The 20,383-nt window shown below is 57.9% G+C and carries 11 protein-coding genes and 1 pseudogene; 10 read left to right on the top strand and 2 right to left on the bottom strand.

Features of this window, described 5'->3' with window-relative positions; genetic code table 11:
* Positions 1-55 precede the first annotated feature (55 nt).
* On the bottom strand, positions 56-1,057 hold the full coding sequence (locus tag LE197_RS06505; RefSeq protein WP_226033967.1) for a LysR substrate-binding domain-containing protein: 1,002 nt from the start codon (positions 1,055-1,057) through the stop codon (positions 56-58).
* Positions 1,058-1,550: 493 nt separating this feature from the next.
* Positions 1,551-2,948, bottom strand: coding sequence for a tyrosine-type recombinase/integrase (locus tag LE197_RS06510; protein ID WP_226033968.1), 1,398 nt, complete (start codon positions 2,946-2,948; stop codon positions 1,551-1,553).
* Between the two features lie 861 nt (positions 2,949-3,809).
* On the opposite strand from LE197_RS06510, the gene LE197_RS06515 reads away from it, so the two are divergent.
* The 10 genes and pseudogenes from LE197_RS06515 to LE197_RS06560 all read left to right on the top strand — a co-directional run bounded on the left by LE197_RS06515 (position 3,810) and on the right by LE197_RS06560 (position 20,372).
* Positions 3,810-5,735: a type I restriction-modification system subunit M gene (locus LE197_RS06515; RefSeq protein WP_033998603.1), complete on the top strand. Its 1,926-nt coding sequence runs from the start codon at positions 3,810-3,812 to the stop codon at positions 5,733-5,735.
* Positions 5,725-7,092 (top strand): restriction endonuclease subunit S, encoded by a 1,368-nt coding sequence (locus tag LE197_RS06520; RefSeq protein WP_073666497.1) that lies wholly within the window; start codon positions 5,725-5,727, stop codon positions 7,090-7,092. The genes LE197_RS06515 and LE197_RS06520 overlap by 11 nt, the downstream gene beginning before the upstream one ends.
* 150 nt (positions 7,093-7,242) lie before the next feature.
* Positions 7,243-9,438: a type I Zorya anti-phage system protein ZorA1 gene (zorA1, locus tag LE197_RS06525; protein ID WP_196752259.1), complete on the top strand. Its 2,196-nt coding sequence runs from the start codon at positions 7,243-7,245 to the stop codon at positions 9,436-9,438.
* Between the two features lie 13 nt (positions 9,439-9,451).
* Complete coding sequence (zorB1, locus tag LE197_RS06530) at positions 9,452-10,189, top strand: type I Zorya anti-phage system protein ZorB1 (RefSeq protein WP_015649022.1); 738 nt, start codon at positions 9,452-9,454, stop codon at positions 10,187-10,189.
* Complete coding sequence (gene zorC, locus LE197_RS06535) at positions 10,190-11,833, top strand: type I Zorya anti-phage system protein ZorC (RefSeq protein WP_015649021.1); 1,644 nt, start codon at positions 10,190-10,192, stop codon at positions 11,831-11,833.
* Entirely contained in the window at positions 11,833-15,084 is a 3,252-nt protein-coding gene (gene zorD / locus LE197_RS06540) for a type I Zorya anti-phage system protein ZorD (protein WP_033998609.1), read from the top strand. Before zorC ends, zorD begins: the two co-directional genes overlap by 1 nt.
* A 264-nt stretch (positions 15,085-15,348) precedes the next feature.
* Positions 15,349-15,681 (top strand): IS66-like element accessory protein TnpA, encoded by a 333-nt coding sequence (gene tnpA / locus LE197_RS06545; RefSeq protein ID WP_226033969.1) that lies wholly within the window; start codon positions 15,349-15,351, stop codon positions 15,679-15,681.
* Complete coding sequence (gene tnpB / locus LE197_RS06550) at positions 15,678-16,013, top strand: IS66 family insertion sequence element accessory protein TnpB (protein ID WP_023105888.1); 336 nt, start codon at positions 15,678-15,680, stop codon at positions 16,011-16,013. The genes tnpA and tnpB overlap by 4 nt, the downstream gene beginning before the upstream one ends.
* A 63-nt stretch (positions 16,014-16,076) precedes the next feature.
* Positions 16,077-17,587, top strand: a pseudogene (tnpC, locus tag LE197_RS06555) (IS66 family transposase).
* Positions 17,588-18,512: 925 nt separating this feature from the next.
* A complete protein-coding gene (locus tag LE197_RS06560; protein ID WP_250211625.1) occupies positions 18,513-20,372 on the top strand; it encodes an AAA family ATPase in 1,860 nt (619 codons plus the stop codon).
* The last annotated feature ends 11 nt before the right edge of the window (positions 20,373-20,383 follow it).

Consider the following 20,383-nt stretch of genomic DNA (forward strand, 5'->3'; position numbering starts at 1 on the left):
GCCGGATGCCTAAAGCAACCGGCGTTTGGGTTAATGACAGATGAAGTAGTACGCTTTAGTCAGGGCGGGAAGGAGTGAGATCCTTCATCAGGTGTCGGGCTGCCTCTTCCAGGCAGTCGACCATTCGCTGTGCGCTGGGCGACAAGCCGCGGTTGCGATTCCATAGCACCCCGGTCGGTCGCAGTAATCTTGGCAAGCTCAACGGCAGTGCGTGAAACGGCTGCACCGAATCGCTGGCCAATGAGGCAGCCATCACTGCAATGAAGTCGGACACCTGCAAGTGCGCGCGTACGACATGAATCGACAGCGTCTCGATGTAGTTATTGCTCAGTGTCAAAGCGTTAGCTTCCAGCGCCCGTTCCAACGGGTCCCGAAGAATGGAGCCTGGCGGAGGCAGGATCCAAGGGTAAGGGGCAAGGTCGGACCAACTCAGCGTCTTGCGGTTGGCCAGTGGATGGTGCTTACCAGTCATCAGTACCACCGGCTCCTCAAGGAGTTCTTGTTCTTCGAAGCTGCCTAGTGAGTCGGGTGGCGGCAAGCGCCCCACTACCAGGTCGAGACGGCCTTGCCAGAGTTCAGGCAGCAGTGTCTCGGTTGTGCCCTCGATTATCGTCACATTGGTGCCGGGGGAGCGCTGCTTCAAAAAGCTCAGCGCCTGTGGCAACAGGACCGAGGCCGACGCGGGCAGCATGCCAATGTGGACTTTGCCTTCGGCACCTGTTCGTAACGCCTTCAGCTCGTCACGCGCTTGGTGCAGAACAGCGAGCATGGTCTTTGAGTGCCTGATAAGACAGTCACCATAGGGAGTTGGGATCAGCCCGCGGGTTGTGCGAGTAAAAAGTGCCAATCCAAGGCCTCGCTCAAGCTCCGCCAGCGATTTGGACACTGCTGGGACAGTGACATGGGTCACTTCCGCCACCTGGGTCAGATTGCGGTAAGTGTCAATGGCTACAAGCAGGCGTAAATGTCTCGCCTTTAGATTAATCTGCAGATACCAGTCAAGATGATTCAAATGCCCACCATGGAGAAGGAAAATGCTCAGCGAAGCAGCTCGCATGCTCGAAAGTCAGAAATCACCGCAGTGCGATTTTGAGCGTTGTTTGAAAAGGCATCTATTGAGTAAAACCGTCAACTCGTTGACTGAACAGTTAATCAGCTGTCGTTAGCTACACTGGTTGCGTTGACCTCGACCGAGCAGAAATCGCCTTCTTCAACCCTTGTTCTCACCGTCCGACGGACTGCTACCAAGTCTGCTGAGAAAACTGTTCGAATCAGAAGCCCCTTGGTCGATTTCGGCTTTGCAGTGGGTACAAGCTGCAAGCTGCTTCAGGAGGGTAGGGTTGGCATTGAGAAGTGGAGAAGGTGAGTGATCAGCCGGTAGTAGAAGCGAGCCTGCAGTCTGACCATCCCCACTCCCGCTCTCTTACCTACTCGAAAAAATGAGTCCAGAATCAAGGCTATTCCCATTTTGGGATCTGTAGAAAACCCTTAGCTTTCAACGGCCCGTAAGCCCGATGCGAGTCTCGTTTCCCGCTTCGATTAGTTTCTGATTAGATTTCGGCCGTTGGGGCTCGAAGAATTGTTTCAATACGATCGCCTAATTTGTTCCATGCCTCATTCTTTTCCTTGGCATAGTCATAATGCAGATAATGCCGGCGTACCTTTGAGCCTCCGAGCAGGTGATTCTGGCAACGATCAATAATTTCTAATGTCACACCAAGCTCCTGCATCATGGTTGCTCCTGTACGACGTAGATCATGCGGAGTCCATTCGCCTTTGTTACCTTGGCTTAGTACCAGTGAGTCGTCGTGATGCCGGCCAGATAGAGGCTTGCTGCGATTTTTGAAGCGGCATTGCCGGTCTCCGATCAGCTTGCTGACTGTTTTGGTATCCACATGACTGCGTTCGTCTTTGCTGGGAAAGCAGAACGGGGTGTGACCTGTTTCTTCTCTAAGACGTTTGAACTGGTTCAGCGCGAATGAGGATAGGAATACATGGTGATCCTGCCGCTTACCTTTATGGCCTTTAGTGGCTTCCGCTGGAATGAACCAGGTGCCGTTCTCTAGATCGACATGTCGCCATTCGGATTTTAGGAGCTCTCCAATGCGACAGAGCGTGCTAAGGCAGATCCAGACTGTGCATTGCACGCGGGAATTCACAGGTCGGATGCCAGAGTATTTCTTACCGGCGGGCAAAGCATCATACTCACTCACCAAGCGAGTGAAAATCTGTTGCAGCTCTTGGATTTCGTCAGTGGATAGAAGACGATCGCGTTGCTCCTGATAGTCATGATCAAGTAGCTTATTGACGTCGATCAGGTCGGCGGGATTACCGTCGACCATCAAGGTACGCCACGGCTTGCGTTTCTCAGCCCATCTCAGCATCTGACCTATGTCTTTGCTGCGAATAACGACGGTACGGTTTAGACCGCGGGCTTTGATCGAGCGCAGGAGGGCGAGCAGGTCTTTTTCAGTTATGCTTCGCAGTGGTTTATCGCCAATAGCTGGTAGCACATCTTTGGAAAAGCTGCGGCGAAGTTCTGCGTTGCCGTCCAGGCGAGATACCCCGTCGCGCATCCACTCTTCAAAAAGGTCGGTGACGGTCTTGTTTTCTGCAGCCTGACGTTCGGCTTCAGCAATGGTTGCCGCGACCGCAGCTTGAGCTTCGATCTTAGCTACCTTTCGGGCAATGGCGGGCTCTATACCTTTAGTAACGCTCGCTCTCACTTCGTCTCGCTCAGTACGAATCTGCGCTAGGGATTTTTTGGGCCAACTGCCCAGGCGCTGATCGCGTTTGGCGCCGCCCATTTTGAACTCATACCGGAACAACGCTGTAACGCCGCGCACACCTGCACGAACTTTGGCGGTCAGACCACCCTCTTCACGAAGCGTTTTGCCATCATCGGCGGGCGTGAGTGCTTCGAGTTGCTTCACTGTGATCTTTGCCAATGTCTACCCCTAGCCAAGGTTGATTGCCTTGGAATTTTGCCCCACTTTTGCCCCACCGAATCGCTTGGCTAAGGGTGGATGCTGTTGGACTTGAATAGATCATAATATAGTCTGTAGACCTTGTATTTACTAGCCTATTGGCTATCCATGGCGGGCTACTGCATTCCATGGAAATACACTGAATAAGCGCATGGGGTGCAAGGGGTCGAGTGTTCGAATCACTCCGTCCCGACCAAAAAACCCTAGAAAATCCAATCACTTAGCGGTGGTTGGATTTTTTTATGGGCGAATGTTTTTTGTGCCCCTCGAATTTTGCCCCACCGGAAAATCTCGCCGTTTTGTAGGTAGTTTTTGAGGTGCTTCTCGAACCGAGCATTCCCTGGGGCATCGAGCCAAGCGATCGAGTATCTAGAACTCGATCCCTCGCAGGACACGAATCTGCTCCTTGAGATAGAGGTCCTTCTCATCCTCCATCTGCAGGAGGATTTCCAGGACGCGGGCTCTGGATGCCTGGCTTGCCAGCCTTGCGCGCGCGGGTTAACGATTCGCTGGATCAATGTGTAAACCGCGCGTTGTAGCGAGTTGCTGAGGCCGTGCGGTCCATCTTTACCCTCTGACAATCTGACGCAGCGCAGAAGTGCTGGTGGGCATCAAGGTAGTGGACGATCTGCCGACGTAGCCTTGCATTGGCGTTTTGGCTTTACCGCTGATGGCTGCATGGATATGGTGACGGCCTTCGCAATAAGGCTGTAGTTATTCCAGGGGTGCATCGCCACCGCGCGCTCGATGGCGAGCTTCCTGTGTCTATCCGGTCTCGCAGTTTGATAGACGGCCCGATAGTGGGTGTCAGGAGCAAAGTTCATGAGTGAGTTGAGGCAGGCCCTGCTGGCCGCCGTTCCCGTCGATGGTTCGAGCATTGGTAATCAATCGCTGCTGGAACGACTGAAAAATCAGTTTGAGCAGCTCACTGAAGAGGCGTACCTGGAGGCTCGCGATGCGTTGATTGCTCAAGGCGTGCTGCTAAAGGGGCGTGGCCGTGGTGGTTCCGTCATGCGTGCCGAAGCGCAGGAGCAGAGCCTGGCTGAGCAAGCGCTGAGGAAGGCGCGGCAGCGTCAGGAAACGCTCGAATTGGAAGAACCCTCCGAGCCGAAAGCCAAGCCCGCTCGTGTGCCCGCCAAGATAAAGGCGGCCACCGGCATCGAGGACATGAAGAAAACCCTCTGGGCTGCGGCCGACAAGCTGCGCGCCAACATGGACGCCGCCGAGTACAAGCACATCGTCCTCGGGCTGATCTTCCTCAAGTACATCTCCGACAGCTTTGCCGGCCTGCGCGAACAGCTCACGCGGCGCTTCCTCGACGAAAATGATGAGTACTACCTGGACGATGACGACGCCGAAATACTCGCCGGCGAGTTGGAAGAGCGCGATTACTACAAGGCCGAGAACGTCTTCTGGGTGCCCGAGGCCGCGCGTTGGGAAGGCCTGCGGGCCGCCGCCAAGCAGGCGGACATTGGCAAGCGCATCGACGAGGCCTTGGCCGCCATTGAGGCGGAGAACCCGAGCCTGAAGAACATCCTCGACAAGCGCTACGCCCGCGCGCAACTACCAGACGGCAAGCTCGGCGAGCTGGTCGACTTGGTCGCCACTATCGGCTTCGGCGACGACGCCAGCAAGGCCCGCGACCTGCTCGGCCAGGTCTACGAATACTTCCTCGGCCAGTTCGCCAGCGCCGAAGGCAAGAAGGGTGGGCAGTTCTATACCCCGGCCAGCATCGTGAAAACCCTGGTGGCTGTGCTCAACCCGCACCACGGCAAGGTCTACGACCCCTGCTGCGGCAGCGGCGGCATGTTCGTGCAGTCGGAAAAGTTCATCGAAGCCCACGGCGGCAAGCTGGGCGACGTGTCCATCTACGGCCAAGAGTCCAACCCTACCACCTGGCGCCTGGCGGCGATGAACCTGGCCATTCGCGGCATCGATTTCAACCTCGGCAAGGAGCCGGCGGACACCTTCGTGCGCAACCAGCACCCGGATCTGCGCGCCGACTTCATCCTCGCCAACCCGCCGTTCAACATCAGCGACTGGTGGCACGGCAGCCTGGAAGGCGACCCGCGCTGGGTCTACGGCACTCCGCCGCAAGGCAACGCCAACTACGCCTGGTTGCAGCACATGCTCTACCAGCTCAAGCCCAGCGGTCGCGCCGGCATCGTGCTGGCTAACGGCTCCATGAGTTCCAGCCAGAATAGCGAAGGCGATATCCGCAAAGCCATGGTCGAGGCCGATGTGGTGGAAGTGATGGTCGCGCTGCCCGGCCAGCTGTTCTTCAACACCCAGATTCCCGCTTGCCTCTGGTTCCTGGCCAAGGACAAGCGCCATGCGCTGAGCACTGGCGGCATCGACCGCAGCGGCCAGGTGCTCTTTATCGATGCCCGCAAGTTGGGCACCAGCGTCAGCCGCGTTCAGATCGAACTGACCGAGGCCGATATCGAACGCATCGCCGGCACCGTTGCAGCCTGGCGCGGCGAGGCCCTGGATGAAGGCGGGCAGGTCGGCGAGTACGCCGATATTCCTGGCTTCTGCCGCAGCGTGACCCTGGCGGAAATCGCCGAGCATGGACATGTGTTGACACCGGGCCGCTATGTCGGCGCCGAAGAACTGGAAGACGACGTCGAAGCCTTTGCCGAGAAGATGCAGCGGCTGACCAAACAGCTGGGCGAGCAGATGGAGAAGGGCGCTGAGCTCGATCAGTTGATCCGGCAGAAGCTGGGGGGGCTGGGGTATGAATTCTGAGTGGCGTGTGACGAAAATTGAGGAGATCGCGGCTCCATTTTCAACTGCTTTAGCGACCGGACCATTTGGATCGGCTATCAGCTCGAAGTACTTCGTCGATTCAGGTGTTCCAGTTATTCGGGGGTCCAATCTAAGCGCAGATGCGTCTACAAGGCTCATTGACGCGGATTTGGTTTTTGTCTCGCAGGAGAAGGCAAGTGAGTTTCAGCGATCTGTGGCGAGGCGTGGTGATCTTGTCTTTACCTGTTGGGGGACCATCAACCAAGTCGGCCTAATCGATGGTCGCTCGAAATTCGAAAGCTATATCGTTTCGAATAAGCAGATGAAGCTAACGGTTGATCCTGTCAAAGCAGATCATCGATTCATCTATTACGTGTTTTCCGGGCCGGTTAAGCAAAGTGAGATTCTCGATAATGGCATTGGCAGTTCAGTCCCAGGTTTCAATCTTGGGCAATTAAGGCAGCACGAAGTCCTGCTGCCACCACTTGAGGAGCAGAAAAGGATTGCTGACTTCTTGGAGACTCTCGACGATCGTATCGTCCTCCTACGCGAAACCAACGCCACCCTGGAAGCCATCGCCCAGGCGCTGTTCAAATCCTGGTTCGTCGATTTCGACCCCGTGCGCGCCAAGGCCGAAGGCCGCCAGCCGGAAGGTATGGACGCCGCCACCGCCGCTTTGTTCCCCGATAGTTTCGAAGAGTCCGATCTGGGGACGGTTCCGAACGGATGGAGGGTGTTGCCCTTTACTGAAACTATTACGGTCATTGGCGGCGGGACGCCCAAGACATCTATTCCTGAATATTGGCTTGGTGAGATCCCGTGGTTTTCGGTAGTTGACGCTCCGAATACATCAGATGTTTTTGTTCTCGACACTGAGAAGCATATATCTATCGAGGGTTTAAGGAATTCATCTGCCAAACTGCTACCTATAGGAACAACCATAATTTCTGCCCGCGGAACTGTAGGGCGGTTGGCCTTGGTTGGTAGTGAAATGGCGATGAATCAGTCTTGCTATGGATTGTGCGGAAAATCAGGTGACTCTTACTTTACGTACTTTAGTACTTGTCGTCTGGTCGTGACATTAAAACAGCGTGCGCATGGCTCTGTCTTCGATACGATCACACGCGATACGCTGGCGGGAGTTGAGCTTACGTATCCAACTGTGGCCGTCATTAATGCATTCGAAAACTTACTTTCGCCACTAATGGGACGGGTGAAAAATAATATCAAACAAATCAAGAGCCTTACTCAGCTTCGCGACACACTATTGCCTCGCCTAGTCTCGGGTCAATTGCGATTACCCGAGGCTGAAGCATTGGTTGCGGTTGATGCGTCAGTACGCGTTGGCACGTACTGAGGCTCATCGTGAGGCAGTAATAGAACAACTCTCCTCCAGCGATGGGTAGCCCTGCCGACAAGCTGTTACAGCGCGACTCATCTCAATGAACTAATACGACCGCACAGAGGGGCTCGTAGAGGCCCCCAGGGAATCAAGCAGGGCTAGCGAATGGACTTCACGAATTGGTTGGATTTGTTAGGGAAAGCAACACACGAGCAATTGACTGCGCCCGCCTTCGTGGTGAGCTTGGTGACGTTGCTATGCCTTTGGTACGGCGTGCGTTACTTCCTGTATTCGTTCGTTCTGAGCCGCCGCATCAAGCGGGTGTCGAAGGAGGTTCGCGCCGTCGGCGAGCTGCAACCGGCCAAGCGTCGAGGTGCACTGGAGCAGGTATTCCAGAAGCCTCCACTGCAACATGCGTGGCAGGAATACGCGGAAACGCTGCACGACCAATTTGAAGTGCGTGATGGCGAGCGGCAGCTGCTGCGCTCTCGGGCAACGGCTGGCGCTGGACACTTCTTTACGTCGCAGACAGTGGTGGAAACACCGCTTGGCACTGAGTTCTACAAGCACTTGCCGGGCATTCTGACCGGCATCGGGATTGTTGGTACCTTCTTCGGCTTGATGCTGGGCCTGCAGCATTTCAATCCAGGTACGCCTGAGCAGGTCAACGCCAGCGTCGACCAATTGCTCAAGGACGTACTATTTGCCTTCCTGGGCTCCTTCTTCTCGATCTTTGCCTCCATCGCCGTCACGCTCACTGAGAAGTGGCGCCTGGGGCGCTGCTACAAGCACCTGGAAAAACTGACCGAGGCCATCGACGGCCTATTCGACAGCGGCGTCGGCGAGGAGTATCTGGCCGAACTGGTAAAGTCGAGCAATGAAAGCTCGATCCAGACGCGCCAACTGAAGGACAGCCTTGTCACCGACCTGCGCGAGATGCTGCAGAACCTGGTGGACACCCAGGTGCGCGAAAGCCTGAAGCTGGCCGACACCCTGTCCGCCAGTTACCGCGACTCCGGCCAGGTGCTGGCCGAGCAGATTGGTGGTGCGATCGAAAGCAGTTTGAAGGCTCCACTAGAGCAAATTGCAGGCGCTGTGCAATCGGCGAGTGGCGACCAGAGCAACCAGGTGCAGAGTCTGCTGCAGGATGTGCTGGTGGCCTTCATGAATAAGCTGGAGAGCACCTTCGGCCAGCAGTTCAATGGGCTACACGAAATGATGGGGCAGTCCGTGGCCGCCATGCAGTCCATGCAGCAGGGCTTCAATAGCCTGGTGGACGACATGCGTTCGGCTAGCGAGAGCTCCACGCAGAACAGCGCGAAGATGATCGCGCAGCTCCTGGCCGATATGCAGGCTGGGCAGAACAGTATGCAAGCCAGTATGAATGAGATGCTGGCCAATCTGCAGGCCTCCATTGCGCGAATCGGCAGTGAAGGCGAGGGGGCCGGCGAGCGCATGGCCCAGCAGTTGGAGAAGCTATTCGCCGAGAGCGAAGCGCGCCAGCAAGCCATGGCGGAAAACCTGCAGGCCTTTATCGAGACGATGAAGCAGAACATCGGCCAGGGGCAGCAGGAAACCATGGCCAAAATCGCCGGCTCGGTGGATGTTCTTGGCGAGCAGTTGGGCGCCATGTTCAAGCAGATGGAGCAGGGCCGCGCGCAGATGGACCAGGCTACTAAGGTTGCCCAGGTCGAGCTACACCGCGGTACTCGCGAGATGGTTGGTGGTCTTGAGAAGCAGGTCAATGACCTGTTGGATGCGGTAGCTGAGCAGAGCGGCTCCATGCAGGACACCGTCAAGCTGCTCAGCGCTCAGACCGAGCAACATTTGCAGAGCATGCAAGCTGGCGCGGAGAAGATGCGCGTCGCAGCAGAACGCTTCGAAACGGCGGGCCTAAGCGTCACCAAGGCCGGTGAAGCCACTGCTAACGTACTTGGGGCTATGCAGGGCACCGGAACCGAACTGGTGGGTGCCTCGCGGGAACTCAGCAGCATCGTGGCCGACTATCGCAACAACCGCGACGCCCTGGCTCAAACCCTGAGCGTGATTCAAGGTGTGGTTGCCAGCGCGCAAAGCGAGGCCTCCGGACGCACCCAGTACCTGCTGGATATGAAGCAGCAGAGCGAGCGGCTGCAAGCGCTGAACCGTGAGGTTCATGACTACCTCGAGCAGATCAGTGGTGTGCTGGGCAAGGGCTTCGGGGAGTTCACCGAGGGCGTCGACCGTAGCCTGCGACAGACCCTGGGCAGCCTGGATGCCGAACTGCACAAGGCCATGACTAGCCTGGCCGGTGGCGTCGAGGGTGTGAAGGAAAGCCTGGAAGACTTCAGCGACATCATGGAATGCATCCAGAAAAAGTGATTGGGGGTGAGGCATGTTTGGCAAATCAGCCGCCCCTGCTCGGGCACGGGACGAAGGCGAGAAGCCCTTCTGGATCTCCTTCGCCGACCTGATGACGGCGATGATGATCCTGTTTTTGGTGGTGATGGTGGCCTCGCTAAGTTCTGTGACGCAGCGTATCCAGCAGGTTGAGCAAGGCGAGAAGCAGCGGGGAAGTGAAATCAAGAGGCTGTGTGAGGGCCTTAAGCTTAAAGCCGGGAATCTGAACTCCACGATTGTTGTGGACTGCCACGATAACCGCATCAGCTTTGGCGAGGCGGGCCGCTTCGGGCACAACCAGTACTTGCTCAACGCCCAGGGGCAAAAGGCTTTGCAGGATGTCGTGTCGCTGATTCTGGACGCGGCCGACAGCGAAGAAGGGCGCAAGTGGCTCAAGCAGGTGGTGATCGAGGGCTTCACCGATACCGACGGCTCCTATCTGTACAACCTCCACCTTTCCCTGCAGCGCTCGGAATGGGTGATGTGCAGCCTGCTCGATAGTCGCAGCCCCGTGCAGCAAGGCCTTTCAGCGGAGCGGCAGCAACAGATTCGCTCGATGTTCCTGGCCGGTGGCGTGTCGTTCAACAGTGCCCGAGAAACTAAAGAAGCAAGCCGACGTGTTGAGTTGCGGATGCAGTTCTTCGGGCTGAAGGACAAGGAGCAACAGGCGAAGGAGGAGCAGCCAATTTTCACGACGACGGCGCTGGAGAAGTGCCAGCTGGAGATGCGCTAGATGAGTCGGGCGTTGTCGTCACTCTCCGATGCCATAGCACGTAGCTTGCAGCGCCAGCAGGAACGCACGGCGGATACCGGGCTGAATAGATTTGTCGATTTGCAACGTGCAAACGATGAGCTTACTCGGCGCTTCAATCAAGTCGAGAAGGCTCTGCCTCCGCCTCAAGAGAAGCGGAGGGAAGCACTGCGCAAGTTTAGGCGTGATAAGCAATTAAGCTCTACGCCCTCGGAATACAGACCGGTGTTTGCTGGCTTGGCAGATAAAGATGACGGCGGCCTGCCGGTGCTTGAGGATGACGTCCTATTTGAATTGGTGCATCGAGAGGTCTCTATTCGAAGTGACCAACAAAAGCTGAGCCGAAAGGATTGGTTGGCACTTTGCTACAGCTATTTTTTCTACGATCACGCCAAGCCGGCAGATAACTCCAATTGGCGGGTCCTGCGCAGCGATATCGATCAGGGCCTTGATGCGGTCAAGCGGCGCATCGGTCGCGAGAAAGAGTGGATGCGGATTGTCCAGCAGCACCGTGAGCTGTTCGGTGATCAGGCGGGAAAACAGCTCGCGGAGGAAATCTTTGCGGGGCGCGCCAAGGACCTGTCCGCTCTGCAGACCATCGCACAGGTGCCGGATAGCAGCTGGTTGTGGAAGCGCATCTTTGATGTGTTGCTGTCGTGCATCGATGATCTGGATGACGACACCTTCGTGCAGCGCCTGCCGGAGCTGACTGAGTTGGGGCAGTTGAATAATCGGTACATGGATAAGGTGCTCAGCGCCTGCCTGACCCGCTATTACCGCTCGCGTTTTCGCGAACAGTCTTCTTCTCTGCTCAAGCAAGCCGCGCTTGAGCACTGGGGCAGTCCGCAACTTCGCTCAGACCAAAACCGCTGGCTAAACCATGTGGAGCAGCCCGTTTGCGCCATGGTGATGGCCTGGTTCGCCAAGGAGGACCTGGAGCACTTCTTCAGGTTGCTCAAGGGCGAGGCGGAGGTTGATCATTCGCGTCTGTTCTATTGGCTGCGCTTTGCCAATCAAATGAGCTATACGCGGATCGTGATGGGTAATGATGCCTGGAATGACCGTGGTAGTGACTTCGTGGCCTTCCGCGAGAAAAACAAGGGGCGTTTGAGTCAGTTGACAGGGGCCTCACGTCACGTCAGCGCCGTAGTCATGCAGATCGGCCAATTCTTTTTTGTTGAGTTCTCCGGAACAGGGCATGCCTGCTATGTCTACAAAGCAGATCAAGCACCTTTCAACCCGGATCGGATAAAACTCGACCTAACCACTGAGCTGAAGCAGCAGGGGCGTGAGCTAAAGCGCATGTCTCACTCGCCGGCACCGAGACGCCCTAACCTCGTTGAAGGTTGGCTAGAAAAGTTCGACACCGAGCTCCGGGAGTTGGGCATAGTTCCTCAGTCCCCTAGTGGCCACAACGAGCCCCGGAAAGCTGGAAGCCAGTCGTCCATTGAGATCCAGGTGGCAGCCCAACTGCGGCACGTTAACTACCAGCTGATGGACAACCGCAGCAAGGGTGGCGCCTTGATGGTCAAGCTTGCACGTGATGATGCGCGGGCCAGAGTTGCGCTAGCGCGGTTGGGATTTAAAGAGATGAACAAGAACCCGCTGACATTCTGGAGAAGCTAATGCTCGGGCGATTCTTTTCAAGGAATGAGCGGAACGCTCAAAAATCGAATGAAGTCTTTAAGCCACAGGTCGATGAGTTGGGGCTCTGTTATCCGCTGAGTTTGGCTCAAAGCGAGGTGCATTGGCCGCTGGCGGCTTATCTCGACCAGTTGTTCGAAGAGGATTTCGCCTCGCAACTCAGTGATCGTTGGCTGTTGCCTTGGGATGCGCTTTACCAACTGCTGGATGATCCCGAGCATCAAACCAGCCTGCCGCTTCTGGGCATTCCGCCGGAAGCCAATTTTCAGCCGCTGTTGGCTAGCAGCGGCAGCCTCGCCGAAGCGGGCTTCATGGTGTTCATCCAGGGCTGGCGAGATCCCAAGACTGGCGCTGCCGTGAATATTGATCTCCTAGGGCCTGTCGTTCGCCAGAGAGAGCGTACCGAGTTGCTGCCCCAAGCGGTTTGGTCACTGCTGCAAGCTGTGCGGCGCTTGAGTACGGCGCAAAAGGAAGCGCCCGGAGAGGCTACCAATCAGATCGGTTGGGCGAATATCCGCAAGCAGGCCAAGAAGGCCAACGCTGGGATGGATGGTTTTCTCGACAAAACGTTTGTGGTCAAGCCTGAGCGGCTGCAGCTGAAACCCAGGAAAAGTATGGTGGGCGGCACCCCGGTCATCGAGCTTGAAGCGTCCTTCGACGGGCAGCCGGCCAACTGGATGGCGAGCTTCGATGGCTACAAGCAGGTGCAGGATAGGTACCGTGTGACGGGCGACGATGGAACGGTCACCCACGTGCTGATAGAGCCTGAGGTCAAGGCGGTGCTGGAATCGGTGAGGGCTCTACCCGGCCGGCGCGTGGCGGGCGACGAGGCTTTGTCCCTGATTCGAAACCCCTACAGCGTCATTGGCGACGCCGCTCAGAAAGTGGTCGATCCGGAAGAGTACGAGGCCGGTCTCGCGGAGGCCGGTATTCATTTCCATCGCTTTCGTATTGAGCCGGCACTGAGTGCCGATGGACGGCAGATCGAGTCTGTCGGCCTATACCTGGACCCGATCACGGCATCGCCGGAGCCCGAGGTCGAATTCCGTTTTACGGCGGCTCACGAGCTAGCGCCATTTGTGCATGAGTTGCAGATCAAGCTGGCCGCTGGGCTGCCTGCTGGGCTTTGGCAGGGCTATGAGCTCGAGCTGAGCGACTTCGACCTGGCCCAGCTGGCAGGGATTAGTGGGTTGCTCAGCGATTGGCAGCGACAGGAGGTCGGGCAGACCTTCGAGGCGGTGCTGGACCTGGCTTCCTACGGGGATCGCGTCATCGGTATCGGTGAAGCGGAGCGCATTACCTCGCCGTTTTTGGTCAAAGAGTCCACCGAGAACTGGCTGCCCGATGACGTCAAGGCATTGGGTATTGATGGCGAGCTGCTGAACAGCTGGGATCCCGCGAACCGCGAGCATTTCAACGAGTTTGAACACCGTCTCGATCAAGCCCGCGAGGCTGGCGACGAGCAAGTGCATCTGCCAGGTAGCGAGACGCCATTGCCCCTGAAAGCGGCTGAGCAGCTATACGACGCTTGGTCCAGAAAGCTCAATCCAGGTGAGGCAAACGCTGCGGGCAGTGAGAAAGCAGACAAGCCTCCCAGGGCCGTGCTGCAGATCGAGCACAACATCGAAGACGCCGCTTATGCCCAGACCCGCGAGGCAGCGTTGATGGCGGCACACAATGCCAACGCGGATCTCCCAGAGTTACTGCGGCCTGAAATCCAGTTGCGAGAGCATCAGCTGAAGGGCGTGGCCTGGATGCAGCATTTGTTCAAGCTGGCGCCGGATCGAGTCGCCGGTTGCTTGCTGGCCGACGACATGGGGCTGGGGAAGACTATCCAGCTGTTGACGTTCGTGACCCGGTACCTGGAGCAGCAATCCGAGGGTGAGCCCGTCCTGATCGTGGCGCCGGTGTCCCTGCTGGACAACTGGGAGCGCGAGCTGCAGCGGTTCTTCTACGCGGATGCGCTGCCGGTGCTGAAGCTCTACGGTAGCGCGCTGAGCGCTGTGAAGTTCAGGAAGGAAGAGATACCGAATGAACTGCAAGCGAAAGGCATCAAGAACCTACTGCGCCCCGGCTGGATGGCAGATGCGCGTATTGTCTTGACTACCTACGAGACGCTTCGGGATCAGGAGTTTTCTCTGGCCCGCCAGCAGTGGGCGATTGTGATCTGCGATGAAGCGCAGAAGATCAAGAACCCGGCGGCACTCATCACTCAGGCGGCGAAAGCCATTCCCGCGCGCTTTCGGGTGGCCTGCACCGGTACGCCGGTCGAGAATACTCTGATCGATTTGTGGTGCCTGTTCGACTTTATCCAGCCAGGATTCTTGGGCGGGCTGAATCAGTTCGGCCGAGAGTATCAGCGGCCTATCGAGTCCGGTGTCGATCGCGATACCGAGGCGCTAGAACGGCTGCGTGGCTTGATTGAGCCGCAAACACTGCGACGTACCAAGCAGGATGTGGCAAAGGACCTTCCCGCCAAGATCGAGGACCAGGCCAGCCGGTCGCTGCCGATGCATGCCTTGCAGCGCAATCTCTATCTGTCCGAGGTCGCCCAGTACAGCCAGAAGCAGCAGATGCAGGAGCAACTGGAGCAACGCGAAAGCGGCATGCTCGGCCTGCTGCATCGCCTCAAGCTGGTGTGCGCGCACCCCTTCAGCGTGCAGCCTGACCCGCGCTTGCGGGAGCACTCTCCCAAGCTACAATGGATGTTGGCCCAGCTAGGGCGCATCAAGCGTTCGGGCAACGGTGACAAGGTCATCCTGTTTACCGAGCTGCGGGACATTCAGCGCGAGCTTCAACACGCCATCCAGGAGCGCTTCGGCTTCAAGCCGACCGTGATCAACGGCGACACCAGCACCAGCAGCCAAAGTGCACAAAGTCGCCAGCGCTTGATCGATCGCTTCCAGGAGGAGCCTGGCTTCTCGGTGATAATTCTCTCGACGGTAGCGGTTGGCTTCGGCGTTAACGTACAAGCTGCGAACCACGTGATCCATTTCACCCGCTGCTGGAACCCCGCCAAAGAAGATCAGGCAACAGACCGCGCCTACCGCATCGGCCAGGAGAAGGACGTGTACGTCTATTACCCGACCATCCGCGACCCCAGCATGCCGACATTCGAAGCCACGCTGGATGAGCTTTTGCAGAAGCGGCGTGCCTTGGCGCGAGACATGTTGCACGGCGCTTCGGAAATCAAGGCAGCGGAGTTTGGTGAGGTTTTGAGAGCGCAGGGATGACAAACAATAAATTAACGGACTGCTGCCGCTCTTACGCGAGAACCATGGCGCAGCTTTTGGAGGTGTGCCTATGAGCTTGGCAGCTCAAGCAGCGGCGGATAAGCAGTGGAGCGACTTTCTTTTGCGCTGGCCGTTGGAGTCCCTTTCAGAATTGACCTTGGGTAAGCGTCTGGCCAACACACCTCCCCGGTTCTTCCAGCTAGCGGCATGGTGTCCACCTGTTTTTGGTGGACACCATTTCAAGCCCCTTGCGGAGGATCTCCCGTGCCAGGCCAACGCCGCTCCTATCCCAAATCTTTCAAGGCCCAGGTCGTCGAGGAGTGTACCCAGCCCGGCGCCTCGGTTGCCGGCGTGGCCTTGAGCCACGGCCTCAACGCCAATCTCGTGCACAAGTGGATTCGCCGCCAGCAGGCACAGCTGCCCGCGGTACCCTCAGGTTTTATTCCACCTCTCGTCCCGAGCGTGCCGGCTACCCCGAGTGCGGCCGACAGGGCCATCCAGATCGCAATTCCCCATCGGGCCGGCAAACTGTCGGTGCAGTGGCCGGGCAAGGACCCTGAAGGCTGCGCCCGCTTTCTGCGCGAGCTACTGAAGTGATCCGCATCGAGCGCATCTGGCTCGCCACCGAGCCGCTGGACATGCGCGCCGGCACCGAAACCGCGTTGGCCCGGGTGGTTCAAGTTTTCGGTGCGGCGCAGCCGCACTGCGCCTACCTGTTCACCAACAAGCGCGCCAATCGGATGAAGGTGCTGGTGCACGATGGCTTCGGCATCTGGCTGGCTGCTCGCAGGCTCAATCGAGGGCGCTTCGCCTGGTCGGGCAATTGGCAGGGACAGCAGTTGGAACTCAGTCCCGAGCAGTTGCAGGCCCTGGTGGTCGGCCTACCTTGGCAGCGTCTTGGGCCCAATGCCGAGATCAGACTCCTGTAGCCGGGGCGCAATTAGGCCAATGGCCTATCGCCGAGGGGGCCGACAATCCGCACACTCGGCGCCATGAGTCCTGCCGCTTTCGATCACCTGACACCCGAGCAACTGCGCCAACTGGCCGCGCAGTTGAGTCAGCGCGTCGATCACCTGGAAACGCTCAACCAGCGGTTGAACCACGAACTCGCCGTGCTGCGGCGCCACCGCTTCGCCCGCCGCAGCGAGCAGCTCAATGCCGACCAGCTCAATCTGCTGGACGAGATGATCGAGGCCGACATCGCCGCCATCGAGGCAGAGCTTGAAACGGCCCGACCAGAGCCCGCCAAGCGCGAGCCACGGCAGCAGCCCAAGCGAGCGCCGCTGCCGGCCGAACTGCCGCGCACGCTGATACTTCACGAGCCGGACAGCACCCAGTGTGCCTGCGGCTGCCAGCTCAAGCGCATCGGTGAAGACGTCAGCGAGAAGCTCGACTACACCCCGGGCACCTTCACCGTCGAGCGGCATATCCGTGGCAAGTGGGTCTGCGCCCAGTGTGAAACGCTGATCCAGGCCCCAGTGCCTGCGCAGGTGATCGACAAGGGCATCCCGACTGCCGGGCTACTGGCTCAGGTCATGGTGGCCAAGTTCGCCGATCACTTGCCGCTATACCGCCAGGAAAGATCTTCGCCCGCGCCGGGCTGGCTATCGCGCGTTCCACGCTGGCGCAATGGGTCGGCGCTTGCGGTGTCCAGCTGCAACCCCTGGTCGATGCCCTGCGCGACTGCCTGCTCCAGCAGGACGTCATCCTCGCCGACGAAACCCCGGTGCAGATGCTCGCCCCGGGCACGAAGAAGACCCAGCGGGCTTACGTCTGGGCCTATGCACCCAGCCCCTTCGCCGACCTCAAGGCCGTGGTCTACGACTTCAGGCCGAGCCGGGCTGGCGAGCACGCGCGCAGCTTCCTGGGCGACTGGCAGGGCAAACTGGTCTGCGACGACTTCGTCGGCTACAAGGCCAGCTTCGAGCAAGGCGTGACCGAGATCGGCTGCATGGCCCATGCACGGCGCAAGTTCTTCGACCTGCATGCCGCCAACCAGAGCCAACTGGCCGAGCAGGCCCTCCAGTACATCGGTCAGCTGTACGAGGTGGAGCGCGAAGGGCGAGAGTTGCTCGCCGCACAGCGACGGCAACTGCGCCAGGACAAAGCCAGGCCGATCATCGATGGCCTGCATAGCTGGATGCTTGGGCAGCGGCAGAAGGTGCCGGAAGGCAGCGCGATCGCCAAGGCACTCGACTACAGCCTCAAGCGCTGGGCAGCGTTGGTGCGCTACCTGAATGACGGCAACCTGCCCATCGACAACAACTGGATCGAGAACCAGATCCGCCCCTGGGCCCTGGGGCGTGCCAACTGGCTGTTTGCCGGCTCTCTGCGCAGTGGCCAGCGTGGCGCAGCCTTGATGACGCTGATCCAGTCAGCCCGCCTGAACGGGCACGATCCGTACGCCTACCTGAAGGACGTGCTCACGCGCCTGCCGACGCAGAAGGCCAGCGCCCTGGCCGAGCTGCTGCCGCACAACTGGGTATCCGCCGGCAAGGTGTGATGCCCGTTCGCTTACGACCTTGGAGCAGTACACCCAGGCCGGTGATAGCAATACGTTTACTTACTGGCTGGAGGTGGCGACTGAAGAGTTGGGTTCTATATGGGGTGGCTCAGCCTTTAAGTTCGGCATCTACTCGCGGAAAGACAAGAGTCCCAAAGCAGGAGATCAGCACACCCGGTACTCGACTGACTATGCCTGGGTCAGCAAGTACGGTGACTCGGCAGAGTCGGCATTCGCTCGGGTAAAAAGCATCATTCTCGATATTGCTCAGGCATCCCGACGTGGTGATTTGGCGGCGATTGACGCGGCCGATCTTGGCACTGTCACCAAGTGGAAGTTGGCCTTTTTGTACCAGGATCGCGAAAAGCCGACGGTTCTGCCGGTGTATCTAGAGGACTCATTGCGCTTGGCCAGTGGCATGGCCAAACCGGCTACTCCAGGGCAGATGCATGCGGCTTTGATGGCTGAACGAGCCGACAGTCCCCTGATGGATTATGGCCGGCAAGTGTGGAAGCAAGCATCGAATTTGGCGGCTCAGAGATGGTCTGGTCAGCGCCTGAAAGAGCTGCTGGAGGCCTCAGAATACGTTACCCCAGTGAAGCCTGCGACGGTAAAAATGGCCGGTTTCCAGACTCACGATGGGCGACAGTTAGCGCTCGAACCAGGCCGAAAGCCGGCACTGTTCCTGGAACCCGGCGATTGGATGGCTGAGGCCAAGTCTTTTTTGCCTGCCTGGGAGACTTACGCGGCAGAGCGCACCCGACACAGTGGTCTAGAAGCTAATGCTCCTCGCTTGTGGCTTGGGGCCCCAACCATTTTAGTGAGCCTGCCCAGCGAGGAGGCTTTCCAGGGTCTTCTGGGCTTGTACCTAGATGACATGCCAACTGATCGGCAAGCAACCGAGATCAAGAGTGGATCAAACCTCATGAGCAGCGCACCTCTGAATCAAATCCTCTTTGGCCCCCCAGGTACCGGTAAAACCTACGCCACCGTCGAGGCCGCATTGGAGGTGTTGGATCAGGCCTATCTGGTTGCCAATCGCCAGGACCGTGGACTGCTTAAGTCTCGCTTCGATCAGTTGGCAGAGGAAGGACGCATTCGCTTTGTAACCTTCCATCAGAGCTTCAGCTATGAGGACTTTGTTGAAGGTTTGCGGGCTGAAAGCGACGAGACTAGCGGACAGCTGCGTTATGAAGTAGTCGATGGCGTATTCAAGAGTCTGTGTGAAGTAGCTGCCGCTAAGGTGATGCAGAAAGCGGAGGCTCCGCTAGATCTAGGGAAGCGCCGCGTCTGGAAAATGTCACTCGGTAATACGTTGGGCAGCGATGCTGGCATTTACGACGAGTGCTTGCAGGGCGGCTATGTGCTGCTGGGGTACGGTGGCGGGGTCGACTTCAGCGGGTGCAAAAGTCGCGGTGAAGTCCGACAGCGCTTTGCTGAGGCCGGTGTATCGCTTGATGGCTCCAATGATTACAGCCTGACCAGCGTCTCGGCATTCGTCACCAAAATGAAACCGGGCGACATGGTTGTGGTGAGTGACGGCAATTTTAAATTCCGTGCGATTGGCGAAATTTCTGGCGACTACACCTTCAAACCGCATGCTGAGTATGAGGATGGCTACGCCCAGATGCGCCCGGTGAAATGGCTGCGCCAATACAGCCCCTCTCTGCCGCATGGTGAGCTGCTCAATGCCCAGTTCAGCCAGATGACGTTGTACGAGCTGCGTAGCCCAACGTTGAATCGCGAGAAGCTGCAGGCGTTGTTGGGCTCCCAGGTAGCCACTCACGCCGGCCATATTTTCTCAGTGGGTCAGGTTTTCGGTAGGGACTATCAGGTTGTACAGGCAACCTCCGACCTGCTTGAGCTGAAAAAGCCAAACGGTAATTCGCTTCCTTTCTCTATCAGCATGTTGAACGAGCTGGCTGAGGCAGTGCGTACAGGAAAGATCACGCTGAAGGATATCCGTGAGAAAACCGCCGTCGAGAAGCTTCCGGGATCGACGTTGGAGCCTTACTTGGTCAACGGCTATAACAACATCCTGTCCCCATTGGTTGAGCACATACTTACGGCGGGGGCTGCAGGCGGAGCTGATAGCAATTCGACTGCTCGGGTTTTGATCATCGACGAGATCAATCGGGGCAATGTTTCTCGCATCTTCGGTGAACTGATCACTCTGATCGAGCAATCCAAGCGCGCGGGCGCTGAGGAGGCTCTTTCGGTGGTGCTGCCTTACTCCAAGCAGCGATTCTCTGTTCCGCAGAATGTCTATCTGATCGGCACCATGAATACTGCTGACCGCTCTCTGGCAGGGCTGGATATCGCACTGCGCCGTCGTTTTGAGTTTCGCGAAATGCCGCCTAGACCTGAGCTGCTGGATGATGTGCGCATTGGCGGTCTGAATGTCGGCCAACTGCTGCGGACTATGAACCAGCGCATTGAGGTGCTGCTGGACCGGGATCATTGCCTGGGGCACGCCTACTTCATACCACTCAAGACCGAGCCCACACTGGAAAGGTTGGAGGCTATTTTCCGCAACCAAATTCTGCCGTTATTGCAGGAGTATTTCTTCGAGGATTGGGAGCGGATTGGCTGGGTACTGAATGATCAGCACGCGAACACTCGGAACACCGAGCGCTTTGTAAGACGCCCCCAGGGTGAGCAGAGACTTGCCGAGCTGTTTGGCGGCGAGGTGGCAGAGAAGCTCAGTGATCAACGCTGGGAGTTGAACGACAATGCCTTTAACTCGTTGGACAGCTATCTCACAATTCTGGGCGGAGCCCTGTGACGCTCAAGCTG

Source organism: Pseudomonas sp. PS1(2021), from assembly GCF_020405165.1.
Taxonomy (GTDB): domain Bacteria; phylum Pseudomonadota; class Gammaproteobacteria; order Pseudomonadales; family Pseudomonadaceae; genus Pseudomonas; species Pseudomonas aeruginosa.